Origin of the sequence: uncultured Gemmiger sp. (assembly GCF_934561205.1) — a bacterium.
GTDB lineage: Bacteria > Bacillota > Clostridia > Oscillospirales > Ruminococcaceae > Gemmiger.
Genome location: NZ_CAKTFU010000012.1, coordinates 24,933 through 44,523 on the forward strand (window position 1 = coordinate 24,933; position 19,591 = coordinate 44,523).

20 protein-coding genes are annotated in these 19,591 nt (G+C 56.2%); all 20 read right to left on the minus strand.

All coding sequences use genetic code 11. From position 1 onward, the window contains the following. Window positions 1–96: 96 nt before the first annotated feature. The 20 genes from Q0I19_RS08215 to Q0I19_RS08310 all read right to left on the minus strand — a co-directional run bounded on the left by Q0I19_RS08215 (window position 97) and on the right by Q0I19_RS08310 (window position 19,552). A complete protein-coding gene (locus tag Q0I19_RS08215) occupies window positions 97–465 on the minus strand; it encodes a cysteine-rich VLP protein (protein WP_294761548.1) in 369 nt (122 codons plus the stop codon). Continuing rightward, window positions 462–2,540: a DNA topoisomerase 3 gene (locus Q0I19_RS08220; protein ID WP_294761546.1), complete on the minus strand. Its 2,079-nt coding sequence runs from the start codon at window positions 2,538–2,540 to the stop codon at window positions 462–464. The genes Q0I19_RS08215 and Q0I19_RS08220 overlap by 4 nt, the downstream gene beginning before the upstream one ends. Beyond that, window positions 2,537–3,310: a DUF4366 domain-containing protein gene (locus tag Q0I19_RS08225; RefSeq protein WP_296023573.1), complete on the minus strand. Its 774-nt coding sequence runs from the start codon at window positions 3,308–3,310 to the stop codon at window positions 2,537–2,539. Before Q0I19_RS08225 ends, Q0I19_RS08220 begins: the two co-directional genes overlap by 4 nt. Beyond that, on the minus strand, window positions 3,297–3,554 hold the full coding sequence (locus tag Q0I19_RS08230; protein WP_173849605.1) for a DUF4315 family protein: 258 nt from the start codon (window positions 3,552–3,554) through the stop codon (window positions 3,297–3,299). The genes Q0I19_RS08225 and Q0I19_RS08230 overlap by 14 nt, the downstream gene beginning before the upstream one ends. 3 nt (window positions 3,555–3,557) lie before the next feature. Beyond that, a complete protein-coding gene (locus tag Q0I19_RS08235; RefSeq protein ID WP_294761543.1) occupies window positions 3,558–4,013 on the minus strand; it encodes an XF1762 family protein in 456 nt (151 codons plus the stop codon). An 11-nt stretch (window positions 4,014–4,024) separates the two neighbouring features. Next, window positions 4,025–6,160 carry a C40 family peptidase gene (locus tag Q0I19_RS08240; protein WP_294761600.1) on the minus strand — a complete coding sequence of 712 codons (2,136 nt, stop codon included), beginning with the start codon at window positions 6,158–6,160 and terminating at the stop codon, window positions 4,025–4,027. 35 nt (window positions 6,161–6,195) lie between these two features. Then, complete coding sequence (locus Q0I19_RS08245; protein WP_294761540.1) at window positions 6,196–7,149, minus strand: site-specific DNA-methyltransferase; 954 nt, start codon at window positions 7,147–7,149, stop codon at window positions 6,196–6,198. Then, on the minus strand, window positions 7,146–9,521 hold the full coding sequence (locus Q0I19_RS08250) for a VirB4-like conjugal transfer ATPase, CD1110 family (RefSeq protein ID WP_296023596.1): 2,376 nt from the start codon (window positions 9,519–9,521) through the stop codon (window positions 7,146–7,148). Before Q0I19_RS08250 ends, Q0I19_RS08245 begins: the two co-directional genes overlap by 4 nt. Continuing rightward, window positions 9,475–9,909 carry a PrgI family protein gene (locus Q0I19_RS08255; RefSeq protein ID WP_294761537.1) on the minus strand — a complete coding sequence of 145 codons (435 nt, stop codon included), beginning with the start codon at window positions 9,907–9,909 and terminating at the stop codon, window positions 9,475–9,477. Before Q0I19_RS08255 ends, Q0I19_RS08250 begins: the two co-directional genes overlap by 47 nt. Window positions 9,910–9,912: 3 nt before the next feature. Continuing rightward, window positions 9,913–10,464 carry an MT-A70 family methyltransferase gene (locus tag Q0I19_RS08260; RefSeq protein WP_294761536.1) on the minus strand — a complete coding sequence of 184 codons (552 nt, stop codon included), beginning with the start codon at window positions 10,462–10,464 and terminating at the stop codon, window positions 9,913–9,915. A gap of 8 nt (window positions 10,465–10,472) precedes the next feature. Continuing rightward, a complete protein-coding gene (locus tag Q0I19_RS08265) occupies window positions 10,473–11,336 on the minus strand; it encodes a VirB6/TrbL-like conjugal transfer protein, CD1112 family (protein WP_294761533.1) in 864 nt (287 codons plus the stop codon). 68 nt (window positions 11,337–11,404) lie between these two features. Beyond that, window positions 11,405–11,620 carry a Maff2 family mobile element protein gene (locus Q0I19_RS08270; RefSeq protein WP_173849741.1) on the minus strand — a complete coding sequence of 72 codons (216 nt, stop codon included), beginning with the start codon at window positions 11,618–11,620 and terminating at the stop codon, window positions 11,405–11,407. 18 nt (window positions 11,621–11,638) lie between these two features. Then, window positions 11,639–11,953, minus strand: coding sequence for a hypothetical protein (locus tag Q0I19_RS08275; protein WP_294761529.1), 315 nt, complete (start codon window positions 11,951–11,953; stop codon window positions 11,639–11,641). 21 nt (window positions 11,954–11,974) lie between these two features. Next, window positions 11,975–13,786 carry a VirD4-like conjugal transfer protein, CD1115 family gene (locus Q0I19_RS08280; RefSeq protein ID WP_296023576.1) on the minus strand — a complete coding sequence of 604 codons (1,812 nt, stop codon included), beginning with the start codon at window positions 13,784–13,786 and terminating at the stop codon, window positions 11,975–11,977. After that, window positions 13,783–14,244 carry a PcfB family protein gene (locus tag Q0I19_RS08285; RefSeq protein ID WP_294761523.1) on the minus strand — a complete coding sequence of 154 codons (462 nt, stop codon included), beginning with the start codon at window positions 14,242–14,244 and terminating at the stop codon, window positions 13,783–13,785. The genes Q0I19_RS08280 and Q0I19_RS08285 overlap by 4 nt, the downstream gene beginning before the upstream one ends. Before the next feature lie 68 nt (window positions 14,245–14,312). Then, on the minus strand, window positions 14,313–15,260 hold the full coding sequence (locus Q0I19_RS08290; RefSeq protein ID WP_294761521.1) for a DUF6017 domain-containing protein: 948 nt from the start codon (window positions 15,258–15,260) through the stop codon (window positions 14,313–14,315). Between the two features lie 20 nt (window positions 15,261–15,280). After that, window positions 15,281–15,496: a hypothetical protein gene (locus tag Q0I19_RS08295; RefSeq protein WP_212821602.1), complete on the minus strand. Its 216-nt coding sequence runs from the start codon at window positions 15,494–15,496 to the stop codon at window positions 15,281–15,283. Window positions 15,497–15,739: 243 nt separating this feature from the next. Further along, window positions 15,740–16,630, minus strand: a complete 891-nt coding sequence (locus Q0I19_RS08300; protein ID WP_294761517.1) for an SPFH domain-containing protein — start codon at window positions 16,628–16,630, stop codon at window positions 15,740–15,742. 20 nt (window positions 16,631–16,650) lie between these two features. Beyond that, entirely contained in the window at window positions 16,651–17,097 is a 447-nt protein-coding gene (locus Q0I19_RS08305) for an NfeD family protein (protein WP_294761514.1), read from the minus strand. Window positions 17,098–17,704: 607 nt separating this feature from the next. Continuing rightward, a complete protein-coding gene (locus tag Q0I19_RS08310; protein ID WP_294761440.1) occupies window positions 17,705–19,552 on the minus strand; it encodes a glycoside hydrolase family 13 protein in 1,848 nt (615 codons plus the stop codon). Window positions 19,553–19,591 lie beyond the last annotated feature (39 nt).

The window sequence follows — 19,591 nt, forward strand, 5'->3', positions numbered from 1 at the left end:
CGCTTTCAAAGCCGTTTTCCGCAGTTTCCATAGGAATACCCTGCGTACTCCAAAAGCGTGTCTGGAAAACCGCTTGCCGCAAGGCTTTTGAAGCCCCTAAACCGTGACACACCGCGCTTTTGCCCGCTGGCGGCGCTTGCGCTCGGCTGCATTGCGTCGGGCAGCATAGGGCGCACAGCGGTCACAGTATTTTGCACGGTTGCTGCGGGCGGGAAAGGGCTTGCCGCACAGCTCGCATTTCTTGCGGGTGTCCGCCGTGGCTGCAATATCCGCGCACAGCTCCCGGTCTGCGGGCAGCACCGCTTCCCGGAAGTATCGGCAGAGCAGCGAATAGCTGATGGCCTGCACACAGACGCACGGCTCGCCGTCGTCCAGCAGCAGACAGCACCCGCGCACATTGTTGGCGCAATGGCATCGGGTCAGCTTTTTCACTCTGCGATGCTGCGCGTCATTCAGCCGAATCATTTTCTCTGTTCGATACGGTAGTTCACATACTTTTCTCCCGTATCACACAGCAGCACCGTCCCGTCATAGGTCTTGCCCGTGCGCTCGGAGTACAGCCCCTTGACTTTTGCCTTGCCGTCCTTTAGGAGCGCGGCGGCGATCTTCTTGGAAAAGACGGTTCTCCGGCTTTCAAAGAACTTGTCATTCTTCCACATGACAAAGCGGCAGGAGCGGTCAGAGCAGTAGAAATTCTTCTTGCCCTCATAGACATGGCTTTTGCAGCGGGGGCAGATGCCGACTGCTTCCTTTTCCGGCGCGAACAGCTTTTTGCCGTCCTCGGTGATGTGGGAATACCGCTTCACCAGTTCCCGCGTCATATCCTCGATTCCCTGCATGAAGCTCTGCGGGTCGTCGCTGCCCTTGGCGATCTCCGTCAGGCGGGTTTCCCATTCAGCGGTGAGCAGCGGCGATTTCAGCATATCCGGCAGAATAACGGCGAGATTGATGCCGTCCTTGGTCGGCACAAGACTTTTGCCCTTGCGCTCGACAAATCCGGCAGAGAGCAGCTTTTCAATCATCGCTGCCCGCGTTGCCGGAGTTCCCAGCCCTTGCCGCTCTGCATCCTCCGGCATATCCTCCTTGCCCGCGTTCTCCATTGCGGACAGAAGCGAATCCTCGGTGTAGGGCTTGGGCGGCGTGGTGTAATGCTCGGAAACGGATACCGTGACCGTTTCAAAAATCTGCCCCTCGGCAAGCTCCGGCAGCGCCGCATCCTCTGCGCTGTCCTCGTCCGGCTTGGCTTTGAGCGTGGCGCGGAAACGGGCGTCAATGTCTTTCCAGCCTGCCGTCAGGATCGTTTTGCCCTTGGCGGTGAACGGCTTGCCGCCGCAGTCAAAAACCGCCGTAACGGTTTCATACTCCTGCGGCGCGGCAACGGCGCACAGCAGCTTGCAGCAGACAAGGGACATCAGCTTCTTTTCACTCTCCGGCAGTCCGTCAAAGCCGTTGCCTGCAAAGGCCGTCGTGGGAATAATCGCGTGGTGGTCGGAAACCTTGGCGCTGTTGATGACGCGCCTGATCTCCGGCGCAAGCTCTGCGCCCTGCATAAAGGGAAGCACTGGCAGCAGCGCCGCAACGAGATCGGTTGCCGTCTGCGCCATATCCTCGGTGAGATAATTGCTGTCGGTGCGGGGATAGGTCAGGAAGCGCTTTTCATACAGGCTTTGCGCATAGTCAAGGGTCTGCTTGGCGGTAAAGCCGTAAACGCGGTTGGCTTCCCTCTGCAACAAGGTAAGGTCAAAGAGCTTCGGCGGCAGCGCAGTTTTCCTTTCCTTTTTGAGAGAAACGCAAACGGCCTGCGACGCTTCGCAAGCCGTTTTCAGCGCATCCGCAGCGGCAGCGTCGGAAATGCGTCCGCTTTCCGCGTCCACGCCGCCGCAGCCGATATGCACGATGTGGTATTTCTCCTTGTGGAACATCGTAATTTTTCCGTCGCGCTCCACCAGCAGATTCAGCGTAGGCGAAAGCACCCGTCCCACATTCAGGGTCTTGTGATACAGCACGGAGAAAAGCCGCGTCGCATTGATGCCTACAAGCCAATCTGCCCGCGCACGGCACAGCGCCGATTGATACAGCGCGTCGTATTCCGTTCCGGCTCTGCGTCCGGCAAAGCCCTCGCGGATGGCGCTGTCCTCCATTGAGGAAATCCAAAGACGGGAAAAGGGCTTCGTGCATCCGGCCTGCTCATAGACAAAGCGGAAAATCAGCTCACCCTCGCGCCCGGCGTCGCAGCCGTTCACCACCTCGGAAACATCGCTGCGGTGCAGCAGCTCTTTCAAAACGGCAAGCTGCTTTTCCTTGCCGGGAGTAGGGGCATATTTCCACGTCTGCGGCAGAATGGGAAGATCCTCATAGCGCCATTTTTTGTATCGCTCGTCATAGCTGCCTGCGTCTGCCATGCTGATAAGATGCCCGATGCACCACGACACCAGCAGCCCGTCGCCGGAAAGATACCCGTCCTTTTGCTCGGCAGCGCCCAACGCAAGGGCAACAGTCTTTGCCACGGATGGTTTTTCACAAATAATCAAAACGCTCATTCTTCATTCTCCTGTTCATCGGGATTGTTGGCGCTGTCTGCGTCCTCATCATCCCCGTATTCTTCGGCTTCATCATCCTCGTCAAAATCGAACTCGTCCAGCTCGTCGCCGCCCTTGACGCTGGATTTCGGCTTGCGCAGCTTGAAGTACCACAGCGCACCGCCGCCACCCGCAGCAAGGAACAGTACAAGGATCAGGATGCCGCCCGCATTGTTTTTCTTCTCCGGCGTCGGCTCGTCGGGCTGTTCGGGTTCCTCCGGCGTCGCTTCCTTTCCGGCACAATTCGTCATATCCGTTTTGCAGAGGGCGCAGTTCGTATTGACCTTGCCAGCGGTGCATTTTTCGGTGCAGGAGCAGACAATGGGCGTATTCTGGCTGTCGTCCTCCAACAGCGCCATCAGGTCGGCTTCGTCCACGGGATTTAAGAAATATGTCTGATAGCGTTCTTCTTCCTCGTCCAGCAGCTTGTCATAGTCAATGACGATATACAGCGTATGCCCATTTCGGGTTTCCACGGTGATAAACTGCTTGTTTGTGTGTTTATCATAGAGAAGATCGCGGGTCGTGGCGATGCCGTCCTCGGTGAACGGAGCGCCGGGGACAATCGTATTGTCCTCCGGCTGCGTTTCCTCCTGCCACGTTTCGGGCGGCAGCTCGTCATCGTAGTAGTCGCCGCCGTCTGCATAGGCGACGGTGGCAAAGGCCGTCATGCACAGCACCGCGCAGAGCAGCGCGGCGAATACAGAGCGAAAATGCTTATTCCTCGTCATCGGTCATGTCCTCCTGTTCGTGATAGGCAGTTTCCACGGGCGGCGCGTCGTTGCCGCCGCCGCGCAGGAAGTTCATCAGCTCGTCGCGGCTCATGCACATAGAGCGGACAAGATTAACGATTTCAAAGTTCTCCTGCTCGGTACGCTGAGCTTCCAGCTCTTTCAGCCTGTTTTGATACTCGGTGATTTTGCCGCGGGTCTTTTCGATCTCACGGTCAATGCGGTCAATTTTACTCATAGCCATAGGTTAGCAGCTCCTTTCATTCAACCGCTTTTCATAGCGGTATTTCATTTGTGCCGGATAGAGCGGCTGGGCAGGACGGCGGCTGCCTGTCCATGCCTTGCCGCCCGCAAGTCCGGCGTTCGTCCAGCCTGCGGCGCGTAGGCTCGCGCCGCTTTCGGTGTCTAAGGTGTAGGTGATAATTTTGTGGTAGCCCATCGCCCGCGCAGCCCGTGCCGCTGCCGCATAGAGGATGCTGCAAGCGTTCTTCGTGCCATCGCTGCACAGGCGGTTGACCTCCAGCGTAAAGCCGTCGTCCAAATAGCGGCTCACAGGCCGTCCCACAATGGCAACGGCACAAAGCCGCCCATTTTCAGCACAGCCAATGGAAAACTTGTGTCCGGCAACGGGCTTGTGGTGGCGGTGATGCTGCCGCACAAACTCGTTCGCCTGCGCAAGAGAAACAGGAATCAGCGTCAGCATGACCGACCTCCTTAGTTATACGGCGGTCTGGCGTAGGCGTAGAAATGCGCCTGCCAATAGCTGCTGTTCAGGTTGGAATAGGAGATCGGATCTCCGCAATGGATCATCATGGAATTGCCGACGTAGATTCCCACATGGCTAACGCCCGGTGTATCGTATGTTCCGACGAAAAACACGAGGTCACCCGGCTGCGGGTTGGAAACAGGGGTGGAAATGTTGTAAAGTCCCTGTGCGCCCAGCCTGCCCGTATTGCACACACCGCTGTTTGTCAGCACCCAGCTCACAAAGCCGGAGCAGTCAAAGGAGGTGGACGGACTGCTGCCGCCCCACACATAGGGGTTCCCCAAATACTTTTCGGCTTCTGTGATAACGGCGGCAAAGGTTTCGTCCTCCATTGCAGAGGGCGGAATCTCATATCCCTCCGGGCGGTTTGTGATGTACTTGGGGATATACTCGCTATCCCCGAACAGCTCCGGCTTATTGCCCAGCACCGACATATACAGCGCATATTTGGACAGCGTTTCTTCGTCCATGATATAGACGGGGATATGCGAGAGATCGAAGTTTTCCAGCTCGACGGTACAGATGTAATAGTTATACGGAACTTCTACCTCGTACTCGTTGCCCTCGCTGTCTGTCCGGGTGACGGTGCGGTAGCGCACCTCGGTCACGACGGTTTCCGTGAGAATATATTGTTTTTCAAAGAGCATTTGCAGCGTCCCTTGCACCTCGCTTGCCGTCCATGCGCCGTCATGCAACGCGGAGAGGATAGATGCCAGGACATAGGGATCGTGCTTGATTTCGTCAAGGTCATAGTGGTATTCGTCGTAATCATGGGTGCGTTCATAGGTGTCGAGATATTCTTGCAGCTCGGCTTCCAGCGCACAGTAGGCGGCTTCGGCGGCAAGAATGTCCGCGTCCTCCGACTGGTAGCTGGATGCTGCCACACCGCCGCCAGCCGCGCCCACCAGCGCAGAGCAGGATTGCAGCCCGCCGATCAGCATGACAATCAGCAGAAAACCAGCCAGAACGACCAGCACACCTTTCCAATGGCGGGCAACAAACTCCGCTGCTTCCTTTGCCTTTTCTGCCGCTTTTTTCGCTGCCGTCGCCGTGGCTTCTGCGGTTTTTTCGGCGCTTTTGGCGGTTGCCTGCGCGGTGCTGCCCGCAGCCTTTGCCGTTCGTGCAGCCTTGGCGTACTCACGCTTTAGACGCTGCTTCTGGAAAAAGCGATTAAGCGGATTGCCGGAGAGCATTTCAGGGTTATCATGCAGCGCCTTTTGGTAGAGATATTCTGCATTGGCATTTACGGCTTTGCGCTCGGCCTTTTCCGCAGCGCGGTAGGGTTTCAGCTTGCGGTGACGGCGCCCCCAGCAAATTGCACCGCCTGCGCCATGCTCGGCAAGTTCCTCTGCCTTATGCCCACTTTCCACGCCGACGTTCTCATGCTCGACCTCATGGATTTTTCCGTGCGCCTGTACTGCGACCTCCCGCAGCGGACGGCCTAACGGATTCGGTTTCAGCTTGGGCGGGGACTTATCCACGGTATCAAAGCGCAGCTTGGTCTTGGCTGTGCCGCTGGCTTCATCAAAGACACGTTCCTTGCGCAGCACCCGTTTCTTGGGGATCGCTGCCTGCGCCGCATCCAGCTTGTCAGCGGCCTTTTCCGCACGGTGGATATGCTTGTGCAGCTCCGGCACGGCGCGTTCTTCCTCGGAAAACTGCAAACGGGACGCAGAATACCGCTGCTGCGCCGCATCGCGGGACATCCGCGCTGTCTGCCGCGCCTTGTGTGCGTCATGCTCTGCGGCCGCACGGTCAATGAGCTTTTCCGCTGTACCGCCCGGCACAGCGGACGTTGGAATGTCCTGCGGGATATGAGAAATGGGGCTGCCGCCCTGCGGCTGAAACGGCTCGGCGCTTGGCTGCTGCGGCTTTGGCTGCTCCTTTTCCGGCTCTTTTTGCTCCTGCGGGCGGAGCTGCCGCCCGTGCTTTGGGGCATCCTCTGCCGGATTCATAGGTGTGTCGCGTTTTCCCATCTGGACGGGCTGCCCATCCGGGGAAAGCTGTTTTTCCGCGTCGCGCTCGGAAATATAGATTTCTTCACCCGTGGTCTGATTGTCCAGCACTGCGCCGTCGCGGGTCATGCGCTGGGTGAGCTTATCGCGGGGCTTAAATTCTTTCAATGGGTATCACCTCCGATCCGTTCCCGTGCAAGGGAACAAAACTCCGTGTTCAGTTCGATGCCAATGTAATGCCTGCCGTGCCGCTTCGCCGCAAGCCCCGTTGTGCCGCTGCCCATAAACGGGTCAAGGACAATGCCGCCATTGGGACAACCTGCCAGAATACAGGTTTCTGCCAGCAGGGGCGGATAGGCGGCAAAATGCCCGCCCTTGTAAGGCACGGTGTTGATAAACCACACATCGCGCTTTGCTCGGACGGGCGAGATCATGTCGTCGGTGATGCTGCCTTTTTCCCTCGGCTTATTGATATTCTGCGTCTGCGGCTGTCCCGGCACGGGAGTGGAATATTTGCCCACGCCGCGCCCTGCCTTTTTGCGCAGGGCGGTCGTGGGGGCAATGGGTTCGGCAATGGCAAGCCAGTCATAGAAATAGCGCCTGCTCTTGGTGAGCATGAAAATATGCTCATGGCTGCGGGTGCAGCGGTCTTTGGTACTCTCCGGCATGGGATTTCCCTTTGCCCAAATCACGTCATTGCGCAGATACCAGCCGTCGGCGCGGAGCGCAAAAGCCAGCATCCACGGAATCCCGATCATGTCCTTTTGTTTGCAGCCCCGCACCGCTTGGCAGAGGGAAATGTTCTGCCCGTTGCGTCCCTGCGGATATTTGGGGTCGCGGGTATCGCCCTTGCTACCTGTGCCGCAATAGCTGTCCGCGATATTTACCCACAAGGTTCCATCCGGGCGCAGCACTCGGCGCACCTCGCGGAATACCGCTGTCAGCCGCGAAATGTATTCCTCCGGCGTGGCTTCCCGCCCGATCTGTGCGTCCATGCCGTAATCCCGCAGTCCGTAGTAGGGCGGCGAGGTCACGCAGCAATGAACGCTGCTCTCCGGCAGGGCTTTCAGCACATTCAGACTGTCTCCGCAGAGAATGGTATCAAGCTCCATCGTCATACGCCGTTCACCTCGCTCGGTTTGGTGGACATGATGCGGTAAAGCTCGGTGTCCCGTGGGAACTTATCTGCAAAGGGCAGAATCACATTTTCAAAGAACAGCAGTCCTTCGCCGGGTGGGGAGTTGGTGACGAACTTTAGCTGCTCCGGCGAGATATTCAGACGTTCAGCAAGAATTTTGCGGTCGCCCGCCGCTTGGTTGAGCATACAGATGAAGTCTGAATTTTCCAGAATATTTTCGATTTCCGGGCTGGACAGCAGATCCTTGACGTTCTGCGTCGCACCTGTCGGCACACCGCCCCATTTTCTGAAACGCTTCCAGATCTCCGCGCTGTATGCTGCGGTCTGCGGCTCTTTCAGTAACAAGTGAAATTCGTCTGCGTAGTACCACGTCGATACGCCTGTGTTGCGGTTGCGGGTGACGCGATTCCAAACCTGATCCTGAATCACCAACATCCCCGGCTTTTTCAGGTTCTTCGGCAGCTCCTTGATGTCAAAGCAGACAAAGCGGTTGTCAATGTCTACCGTCGTTCGGTTGTTGAAGAAATTGAGCGATCCCGACACATACAGGTCAAGCGCCTGCGCCACGCGGTCGGCTTCCGGCAAATGCTGCGCTGTCAGCGCGGCGTGGAGGTCGGAGAGAATCGGCATATTCTCCGGGCGCGGGTCTGCAAAGTAGGGCTGATAGATACGCTGCACAGCGCGGTCGATCACGGTGCGCTCAATGGCTTCCAGCCCGGTCTTGCCGCCCATAATCAGCTCACAGAGGGACAGCACAAAGTCGGATTTAAGAGCCAGCGGGTTTTCGTCCTCGGAATAGTTCAGGTTGATGTCCAGCGGATTCAGGTAGTCGCGGCTGGTGGGCGAGAGCTTGATGATCTGCCCATGCAGCAGCTTTACCAGCGGCGCATATTCGCCCTCCGGGTCACATACCAGCACATGATCGTGGGTTTTCAGCAGCACGCCGATCATTTCCCTCTTGCAGGAGAATGATTTGCCGCCGCCCGGTGTGCCGAATACAAGGCCGTTGGGCGAACGTGCATTTTTGCGGTCAAGCATAATCATGTTGCCGGATTTGGCGTTCAGCCCGTAATAGAGGGAATCGCCACCTTGAAATAGCTCCTGCGTCACAAAGGGAACGATGATCGCCACGGCCGAGGTCGTCATGCCCCGCGTGATATGGATTTGGTTTTCCCCCAGCGGCAGCGAGGACACAAGCCCACGCTCCTGCTGGAAGTCCAGCCGCGTCAGGGTGCAGTTATATTTCTGCGCCACACCAGCGGCGCGGAACACGTCGTTTTCCAGCTTACGTTTGGTATCGCCGTAATTCAGCACAAGGAATGTCAGCAGAAAATACCGCTCATTCCGGCTTTGCAGCTCATTCAACAGCTTTTTGGCTTCGCCGCCGTAGGTGGCAAGGTCGGACGGCAGAATATCCATATCGTAGCCGTCGCGGACAGCCTTTTTCTGCTCCTGAATTTTCATTGCATCGAGGTCGGTGATTTTGCGCTTCACCATCTTCACCGCTTCCGTCTGCTCCAAAGCCTGCACATGGAGATTGACCACAAGGCCGGATTCCGTATCAAGGAAGTCGGTCAGCACCCTGTCATTCAGCTCCGGCGTGAGGATTTGCAGGAAGCTCGCTGCACAGAGCTTGCCGCCCATCTGGAACATACGGCTGTTCTTGAACGCAAAGGAGGACGGCGCGATAAAGTCCTTGGTGGAAAGCCCGCCAGCGGCAAGCCACTTCCAGTCAAAGTTGAAGCGTTCTCCATCCGGGTGCATGATGCCGTGCAGCACCTCCAAACGCTCCTTGCCGTCCAGCACACGGGACACCGCACCCATGATTTTGAAGTAGCCCTGAATATCCAGCGAGATACGCGACAGCCTTGCCCGCGCCGCCTTGAGGTTATCGGCTTCAATGGTATAAGTGATGTACTTGGTTTTCACATTGCCGTTGTTGCCGCGGGCGAGCTGCCGTTTGAGAATGTCCGTCTGCTCCTGCCGGATCGGGTCTAAGCCATCATTGCAGGGCGGGATCTCAAAGCTCCGCGCAAGCTGCTCCCGGTCAGTCTTGCGATTGACAAAGGTGAGCTGCACATGAATGGAAGCGTCCAGATAGTTATACAGGTCACAGAGATATTCAAAAATCGCTGTCTGGTCGTCCTGCTGGGCAAGCTGATAATTGATGTCGTAAAACTCGATGCTCTGCGAATAGCGCCTATTTCCGAGATAGCAGATGCCATCCGGGTACATCAGCTGATAGGGTATCGTGTCCTGCGCGGTGTGGGGTTTGCCGTCGCCGCGATATTTACGAATGACGGCTTCAATTTGTTTTCTTTCGGCGCGGGTGAGCTTGGGCTTGTCCGCCATGCTTTTTGCTTCCGCGCTGCCTGCTCTTTTCGACAATCGCCTTTACCTCCTGTTCCATTTGATATTGACGCACAAGGGCGTCGTATGCGTTGACGGTCTGATAGGGGCGTTCCTTGGGGCGCAGAAAGCAGCTTTCTATGATCTGCCGCCCTACCACTTCAAGGGGCTGTCCGTTCTTCTCATACACCCCGAACAGAAAGCCGGGGAGCATGACAACGATCATCACCATTGCCGCAGCCGTCGTTCCGATGCCGCCTTTGAGCAAAAAGAAAAGCGGCACTCCCATGAGCGCCGCCAGCCCAAAACAAATAAGCTGCCGCTTTGTTAAATTGAAAAGCACCTTGGATTTAATTTTCGTCAAATCCTTTGGCACGTTCACATAGGCCATGCGCTAACTCCTTTCCGCAAGCGTAATATCGCTTGCAATTTCATTGCCCCATACGTCCCAGCCCAGCGTTTTCTGCCGGGCGAACAGCTCCACGCGGGGCAGATCGCCCATGAGCGCAAGAATCTTGTTCCGCGCTTCATCCGGCTTTTTACTGTGCTGCTCAATGGGACTGATGATAAACTGATGTACGCCTGCCGACTGCCGTTTGGGTTTGCCCTTGGTCGCCAGCAGACAGATTTCCGCATTGCTGCGTGTCCAGTAGCCCATGCCGTAAAACCATGACGGACTTTTACGGTTGCGTTTGAGCCAGACGAACGCAACGGTTTTATACCGAAAGCCCCATGCGCGGATCAGCCGCAGGGCTTCGGGAAGCTGCGGAAAGGTCGCCCAGAGGAACAGGGCGCAGTCTTTCGCCGCCAGCTCCGGCACGGGCAGGGCGCAAAGCTCGTCAATGCTCATGGTGGGATAGTGATTTTCTGCTGCGCCCTGTACCTTTCTCTGTTCATAGCGCCACGGCGGGTCTGCGTAAATGATGTTGTACGTTCCGATAGGCAAGCCCTCCGTCAATGGGCGCTGAACACGGCCTTTGCCATACTGCCCGTTTTGAACAGGCAGAAGCACAACAGCACCGTATAGCCCATTGCCAGCCAGATCGCGCCGGACACGTCGCCCGTCGCGGAAATGCTCTGGATCAAGACCGAGTAGATGCCCACGACCACCATAATCAAGAACGCCTGAAAGCCCAGCGCCAGCAGAGATTTCAGATAGTTTTGCCCGACATTGCGCCATTCTCCGTTTGTCATGGTAGCAAGCGGGATGGGTCCCAGCGAGGTCACAAGATATATTTCAATCATTCTCCCGTAGACCACCAGCATGATGCAGATGGAAAGAATGTTCATGGTCAGCCCGACAAACAGGGATTGAAACCACAGCCCAATCAATCCGCCAAGGCTCATAGCTTCCAGCGACGTTTGCAGATCGCCCACAAGGGAATCTATGTCAATGCTGGTATTGCCGATTATCACGCCTGCGCTCTGATTGACGACCTGCTGCGCCGCGTCAAAAACGCCCATGACGATATTCCAAGTGTTCGTGACGATCAAAACAGCCGCGTAGGTTTTGAACACCCATTTGAAGAACATAAAGGTGTCAATGTCGTGCAGATTGTTTTTCTCTGTCACCATCTGGATCAGCTCGTAGGTCATTACAAATGCGAGAATTGCACCCGCAATCGGGATAATGACGGATTCGGACAGATTGCGGATCATATTGAAAATGCCGGAGTTCCAGTCCTGCGGCGTCGCTCCGACATCAGCGGCAATTTCACCCACCTTTGTATTCACCGTATCGAACAGCCCCGATAGGTTGCCGATGATTCCGTCAATCAGAACGCCCTTAAACCATTCCTCCAGCCAATCAATAATCAAAAGGCAGCACCTCCTTTCCCGCGCCGCCCCGGTTAGAGGGACGGCGCGGCGGTGTATTTCAGAATCGGTTAGCTGAACAGGCCGGAGAGCAGCGGGACAAGAACGCCGCCGATCAAGGCAACGCCGCCGCCTGCCATGAGCTGCTTCATGCCCTGGGACTTAGCGCCGGGATTGTCCGAGCCATAGCCCTCCAAGAGGTTAATCACACCCCAAATGCCAAGGCCTGCGCCGAGCGCGATCACGAGGGTCTGCAAAACACCAACTGCGCTATTGAAAAATGCCATATTCGTACCTCCATAAAATCATGTTGAATTGTTGTGTGTAGGAAAATCGCAGCCGTTTTCTCCGGCTGCGGCATCGGAAGTATCGCTGTTCTGGGCGAAGTGCTGCTCTGTCCATTCGTACAGGGCGAGTGCATACAGCCTGTCATGCGACATCATAAGGCGGTAGGCTACATCCTGCGAAACCGCTTCAATGTCAATGTCTGTATAGGGAACACCGCGCCTGTCACAATCCTGCATCTGCTCCCAAAGGGCAAGACCGCAGAGAATGTTGCAGCCAATCTTTTCCCACTTGCGCATACATTCCATAAATGCCTGATAATTCGAGAGTTCCATAAACAGCTCCTTTTTGCCGCGTTATTCTGCGGCGGTAAAATCAGCGTCCTTGTCGGACAACTCAATCTCATAGAGGTCAAACGGTTCCTCCGGCGCAATCACCGCCGAGGGATGTTTCTTCTTTTTTCGCTGTACCTGAATGTAGCGTTCTACATCAAAGGTGTTTTTCTTGTCGGCGTCGGACAGGTACTTATAGCGCGGGTGCTTGGTGATGTCGTACTTCTTGGAGAAAAACGGGCGCACACCGCGTAGCTGCAAGATACACATTCCGCCGTCCATCGTTGCGATTTCGTCCTGCGTCATCAGCTCCTTTCCTAATTTTTGATAATTTAAGCCGTGGGAGATTTCCTTGCCCCGATTCTCTGAGGTATTGAAGCTGTCGATGGTTTCCTTGCCCAATATCTCCGAGATTTCTTTCAGGGTGGTTTTCTCCTTACCGCCTAAAAACAGCATTGTGTCGCAGTTGCCTACAATCGTATCGGCGTTATCCCGATAGATCGCTTTGAGCTGGCTTTGCGACTGTAAAATAATAGAAGCCGATATTTCACGGCTTCGGATGGTGGCAATTAACTTGTCGAACTGCGGGATTTGTCCAATGTTCGCAAATTCGTCGAGGATGAACCTCACATGAACAGGCAGCCGCCCGCCGTACACATCGTCGGCCTTATCGCACAGCAGATTTGTGAGCTGGGATTGCAGAATGGCAATGACAAAGTTAAAGGTTGAATCGGTGTCGCTCATAATGAGGAACAGCGCCGTTTTCTTATCTCCAATGGTATCAAGCTCCATTTCGTCATACGCCATCAGGTCGCGCAGCTCTTTGATGTCAAAGGGTGCAAGCCGTGCGCCGCAGGAAATCAAGATGCTCTTGGCGGTTTTTCCCGCAGCCAATTTGTATTTGCGGTACTGCTTCACGGCAAAATGCTCCGGCTCGCGTTCCTCCAATCGGTCAAATAGAAGATCCACGGGATTTTTATAATCCTCGTCGTCCTCGCGGGTGTCGCTGGCATTTATCATGTCAAGCAGGGTGATGAAGTTCTTTTCTTCCTCCGGCGCTTCGTAGTGGATATAGCCGATCAGCGCCGTGTAATAAAGGCGCTCCGCTTTCACCCAAAAATCTTCGGTGCTTTGTGCGCCCTCGCCCTTGGTATTGACGATGATGGTATTGACCAGTTTCAAAATGTCTTTCTCCGTGCGCAAATACGCAAAGGGGTTATAGTGCATACTCTTGGAAAAGTTGATGGTGTTGAGAACGGCAATGCGGTATTTTGCCCGCTGCAAAAGCTGTCCCACCTCGCAAATCAAACTGCCTTTGGGGTCAGTAATGACATACGAACTGTGAAGCTGCATGATATTGGGCTTGCAGAAAAACCGTGTTTTGCCGCTGCCAGAGCCGCCGATGACAAGAATATTCTTGTTTCTTGCGTTCTTCGGGTCTTTGGGGCGGTTGGACATCATCAGCCGTTCCGTCTGCGTCAGCAGCACATTGTTGTCAAAGACGGGATCAATGAACGGCTTGATGTCTGCCGCTGTACCCCAACGCGCCGTGCCGTACTCCATGCCCTTGCGGTATTTCTTGGCGTTTTTCTGCTTGGAGTAGACCACCAGCCGGATAATGACGGCTGCGGCAAGCCCCATCAGCAGATCGGTGGGATGAAAGCTGGGGGCGGCACTTGCAAAGGCAGCGGAGAAGCCCTGTCCGATATGCAGCAGCTTTGCAGACAGGTCCGCACCCTGCGCCAGCCGGAACGCCTGTCCGACCTTTCCAAACAGATAGACAAAGGCAAGGTACGGGAGATGGAGTATGACTTGCTTTTTGATTTCCGGCTTCATCGGTCAATCCCCCTGTCCATATTTTTCACCTTGTCCCGCTTGGCGGTCTGCGCGGCTTCGGCTTTCTTCTCGGCAAGGTCGCGCCGCACGGAGGGCTTGCGCTCCTTATCCAGCTTTTTCTTGGAAAACTCCCGAAACGCCGCCGTCAGCACGTCCGCGTCCCGTCCCTTGAAAAACACAAGGTATCGGTCATCTGCCTTTTTCAGCGCAAAGTCAATGCCGTATTTCTTCGCCGTGCTTTCAAAGGCTTTGATATTCGCATCGGTGATTTCGATATTGGAAACGCCCGTGCCGTGCCGCATAAGCTGTTTCAGCGTTTGCTTGCCGCGATGGGGCGTGTCCCTCGCCTTGCGGTAGAGCTGCAAGAGCTTTCGCAGCGCGGCTTGCAGCATCTTTCCGTCCAGCTTTGCCGTCTTGATTGCAAGGGCAATCGTCTTTCGGGTCACTTCTTCCTGCAACGGTTATCACTCCTTTCGATTTTTCTGCCGCAGTCAGGGCGGGCGCACCCGCCAAATCAGCCATATTCTCATAGGCTCTCGTCCGGCGAACAGGAATAGTCCGGGATGCCTGATTTTGGCTTTCCCCAATCAGGGCTTGCCATATCGTGCGCGACAAGGGCGGTATAGTAGTTGTCGATGGTAGACGGAGCGTTGAACAGCACCGCCCGCAGATATTGCTTGATGTTGCGGATCTTCGTGGTGTTCTCCCGCATACAGTCCATGACAAACTCAATGTGGCTGCTGTTCAGCTTCAAAAATTTACTCTTTACCAGCTCGGCGGGGTAATCGTCGCCAGCGATGCGGAGCGTCTTTCGCGCAGAGCAGACAGTTTCCAGCATGAGGTCTACAATCTCGTCCAAACGCTCCTTGTCCATTTTCGGGTTCTGCATGAGCGCGTCGTACTCGATATTCTCCATGATGATTTCACGGTAAATATCTACGGCACTCTGTTTGAACGCTTCCGTTCCTTTCCGTTCCGGCGCAGCCCTGCAAGGTGAGGGGTCAGGGGAAAGGATAGGAAAGGAATCGGTATTTGATAGATCCGTAATTGATTTTTCTTTCTTTGGTAAGTTAGTTCTTGTTCTATCTTTATTTAATTGCGTTGGATTTTCCGACGTCGGATTATCCGTTGTCGGATTTTCCAACATCGGTTTACCCGGTATTGGATTTTCCAACATCGGCTGCGGTTGCTCATAGATGGTGTATTCGATAGCAGTCATTTTGCCTTTTTCGTCGCGCCCCTGCCGCCGCAGGATATATCCGGCTTTTTCAAGCTCCCATACGGCGGTGCGAATCGCGTCGATGCTCTCACGGTTGATATGGGACAGCCCTGCAAGGGTATAGTCCCAATCCTCCGGCAGGGACAGCATTTGCGACAACAGCCCTTTGGCTTTCAAGGTCAGTTCCTTGTTTCGCAGATGGTGGTTTGACATGACGGTGTACCCGCTGTTGCGCTCCACCCGAAATACTGCCATAGGTTATCAGCTCCTTTCGCTCACTTCGCCGTGCCGCGCCGGAGGACGGTCAGCTTGCCCGGCTCATACGGACATTCCGCGTACACACAGAACTGGTACTTCCAATGCGGACGGTAAAAGTGACAGGTATTGCAATCCTCACAGTCGGCACAGCCGCCGTTTTCGTAGCGGTCAAAGCCGGGCTTTCCCCGCATGAGCATTTCAAACGCACGGCTGCTGCCGTTCGTAAAGTACATTGTGGCTGCACCTCCTCTCAGATTTGGGCAGAAAAAAACGCCGTAGACTTTTCTCAAAATCTACGGCGTGGGCGTATGCGAAAAGGGATGCTGCCTTGCGGTAACATCCCTTTTGTCGCTTGGTTATTCAATTTTTGAGCTAACCTGTTTGCCCTCTGCCCTTAAAAGCGTTGATTTTACTGGGTTTCTGCTTGTTTTCCTATGTCAACGCTCTTAAATGCGGGGCGGCTTGGTGTCTGTAGATTATTCGGTCTCGCCGGAGATTTCCTTGATAGCGGAAACCGTGGCGGCGAGGTTCTGCATGTCGCTGGGCACGATCAGCTTGGTGGCCTTGCCGTCGGCCACCTTTTCCATGGCTTCCATGCTGCGCAGGGCCAGATAGTTGTGGTTGGGGTTGGCCTCGTTGATCATGCGGATGGCATCGGCCTGGGCCTTCTGCACGGTCAGCAGGGCCTCGGCCTCACCTTCGGCCTCGCGGATGCGCTGCTGCTTGACAGCCTCGGCGCGCAGGATGGCGGATTCCTTTTCGCCCTCGGCGCGGGTGATGGCGGCCTGCTTTTCGCCCTCGGCCAGCAGGATGGAGGCGCGCTTTTCGCGGTCAGCCTTCATCTGCTTTTCCATGGCCTGGCGGATCTCCACGGGGGGTTCGATGTTTTTCAGCTCCACGCGGTTGACCTTGATGCCCCAGCGGTCGGTGGCTTCGTCAAGGCTGGCGGTGATTTTGGTGTTGATGAGGTCGCGGCTGGTCAGCGTTTCGTCCAGCGTCATCGAGCCGATGATGTCGCGCAGCGTGGTGGCGGACAGGTTCTCGATGGCCTGAATGGGGCGGTTGACGCCGTAGGTGTACATTTTGGCGTCAAACACCTGGAAGAACACGACGGTGTCGATCATCATCGTGACGTTGTCGCGGGTGATGACGGGCTGCGGGGGGAAGTCGGCGGCTTCCTCTTTTAAGGAAACGCGGCGGGAAACGCGCTCGACAAAGGGGGTGCGCAGATGCAGACCCGCGCCCCAGGTGTCCTTGTAGACGCCCAGCCACTCGGTGACGTAGGCGTTGGCCTGCGGCACAATGACGATGCACCGCACCAGAAGAATCAGGATAATGACCAAGAGAATGGCAATGACCAGCAGCATAATAGACCCTCCTATTTTCGTTATACCGTTGTTTTTTCAGTGACCGGGCTGACGATAAGTACCGCGCCGTCCACAGCGTTTACCACAATGCGCGTATCGGGGGCAAGGGCGACACCGGCTTTCGCCTGCCAGTCCAGCCCATCGACGCGCACGCGGCCGGGCAGACCCGGCTCAATGGCGGTAAGCACAACGCCCTGCTTGCCGATGGTCAGCGGCGAGCCGTTGGTGACGGGCGGCTGATGCTCCTTGCGGTGCTTTGCCAGAGAAGGCACCATAACGCCCAGCGCCACCGCCGAAACGATGGCGAACACCAGCAGCTGCAGCCCCAGCGAGACCGAGAAAAAGCTGACCGCCATGGCAGCCGCCGCACCGATAGCAAACCACACGGACACCAGCGCCGTGGTTGCGGCCTCGACCGCAATAAACAGCACGATGGCCACCAGCCACAAAATTGTATCCCACCACATAGACAAACGCCTCCTTTGCGGGACGAATTCAAGTTCTTGTCAACATTGTATCGTTTTTTATTTCACATGTCAATACAGGGAATTGTAAAATTCTGCGCGAAAAAAGCAGGGGCGGTAAAGCCCCTGCCTAGAGTTAAGAGTGGAGAGTTGAGATTTGGTGTGTCCGCAAAGCGGACACGGTATTATAAATGGCGATTCCTATTTGTTGTTGCCCGACATTTTCGTCAGGTTTGTAGGGGACGCATATATGCGTCCCGTGGGGTTTACCCGTTAGGTCGGTTTGTCGGGGTGGCTGCCGCGGGCGGCATATATGCCGCCCCTACAAGCCAACCCGTAATGTTCACGTTGCCGTTTTGTCGCGGGCGGGGCATGCCCCGCCCCTACCGGGTGGTGAATTTTTCGGCGGAGCCGTAAGACGGGAGCGGGTGGGCGGGGCGTCAAAAAATGTGTCTTGACGATTTTTTAGCCCCGCCCGTCCGTGACCTACAACTTCGGGGTTCCAAGGGGCGAGTAGCCCCTTGGCCGTGCCCCGCGCCTCGGAAGTAGCGGCGCCTTTCTTTGGTACTTTCTTTGGGCGTCCAAAGAAAGTACACTAATTGGGCACGTTTTAATACACCGAAAAATACCCCACATGTTCGGGGTGGTTTTCCTCCACCAAAACCGTGAACCCGCCGGGGTTGACCTCGGCAAATTTGCCGAACGCCTGCTCGGCAATCAGGTGCCGCCCGCGGTTCAGGATAATTTCCGCCGTCTGGGTCTTGCCGATGCGGCGGTAATGCAAAACATCGCCCTTGGCGGAAACGATCTCCAACCGCCCGCCGTCAAAGGCGTCGCACTCGCGGCGCAAACGCGCCAGCGTGGCCAGCGGCCCGCGCAGGCGCTGCTCGGTGGAGTTCCAGTCATAGAACGCGCGGTTGAAGGGGTCGCGGTAACCCTGCATGGCGATCTCGTCGCCGTAATAAATGCACGGTACGCCCGGCAGCGTGTAGATCATCGCATAGCCCAGCAGCAATTTATGCACAGCATCGTCCATTTCCATGGGCGAAATGCGGCGCTTGCTCTGCCAGTTGCGGTCCCGCCCGTTGGCAGGCTCGCCCGCAATGGCGGTCAGTGCGCGCTCGGTGTCGTGGGTGGACAGGAAATTCATCGCGCAGTTCAGCGCCGGGGCGGGGTAATTTTCGCAGATGGACATCAGCTCCCCTGCCACGGCGGCGGCGCTTGCCCCGCGCAGGTAGCACAGCGTCGCGTTGCGGAACGGGTAGTTCATCACGCTGTCCAGCCCTTTGCCGCGCAGGTAGGTGCGGCGGCGGCCGAACGCCTCCTTGGTGGTGGCGTCCTCCCACACTTCGCCCAGAAGCAGCTTGTCCTCGCCGTGAGATTTCACGGCAGTACGAATTTTTTCGATGAAATCATCGGGCAGCTCGTCCGCCACGTCCAGCCGGAAGCCCGACGCGCCGAGGTTGAGCCATGTGTCAATGACACCGCCCTTGCCGCAGACAAACTCCGCATAGGAGGGGTCCTCCTCCTGCACTTCGGGCAGGGTCTCAAAGCCCCACCAGCTGCGGTAGCCGCCGGGATAGCCCGAATCAAAATCGTACCAGCTGCGGTAGGGGGAATTGCGGTCACGGTACGCGCCGCCCGGTCCGTAACGACCTTCGCGGTTAAAATACACCGAGTCCGAGCCGGTATGGCTGAACACACCGTCCAGAATAATGCGGATGCCCTGCTTGGCCGCCGCCGCGCACAGGGCGGCAAATTCCTCGTTGGTGCCCAGCAGCGGGTCGGCCTTGAGGTAGTTGGCCGTGTTGTAGCGGTGGTTGGCGTGGGCCTCAAAGATGGGGTTCAGGTAGATGCAGGTTATACCTAAATCACGCAGGTACGGCAGTTTTTGTTGGATGCCCGCAAAATCGCCGCCGTAGTAGTCCATATTCAGATAGCCGTCGTCCCACTCGGTGGGCCAGAAATACGGCTCGCCGGTTTTGTCGGCGCGGTAGATGCGGTCGGCAAAGGGCATCGGCTTATCGGGAACACCCTCGCAGAAGCGGTCGGGGAAAATCTGGTACATCGTTCCGTTTTTGAACCAGTCGGGGGTTTGGAAATCCGGCTCATACACGGTCAGCTGCCAGCAGTCGCCGCCCGTCCAGCTCAGCACCCCCTCGTTATCCGCACCGCGGAAAATCTTGCGGAAATCGGTGTACAAATCAAAATAGTAGAAGTACAGCCCGGATGTGCCCGGCGCCACCGTGATGCTGAAATGGTTGACCTGCGGGGTCTGCCCGTCAAAGTGCATACGGTAATGCACGGGCTGCTCGCGGTCCTTGGTCAGCACCAGATGCGGGTCCACATAGCCCATCTCCTCGGGCACGGTCAGATGCAGCGTGACCTCCTGCCCGGCAGGCACCGCGCCAAACGGCGTTTTGTAAGCAGCATCGTAGCTGTTGAAGTAAATCGACATAGGTTTGATCCTTTGTAATAAAAAGCCGTGCCCGCAGGG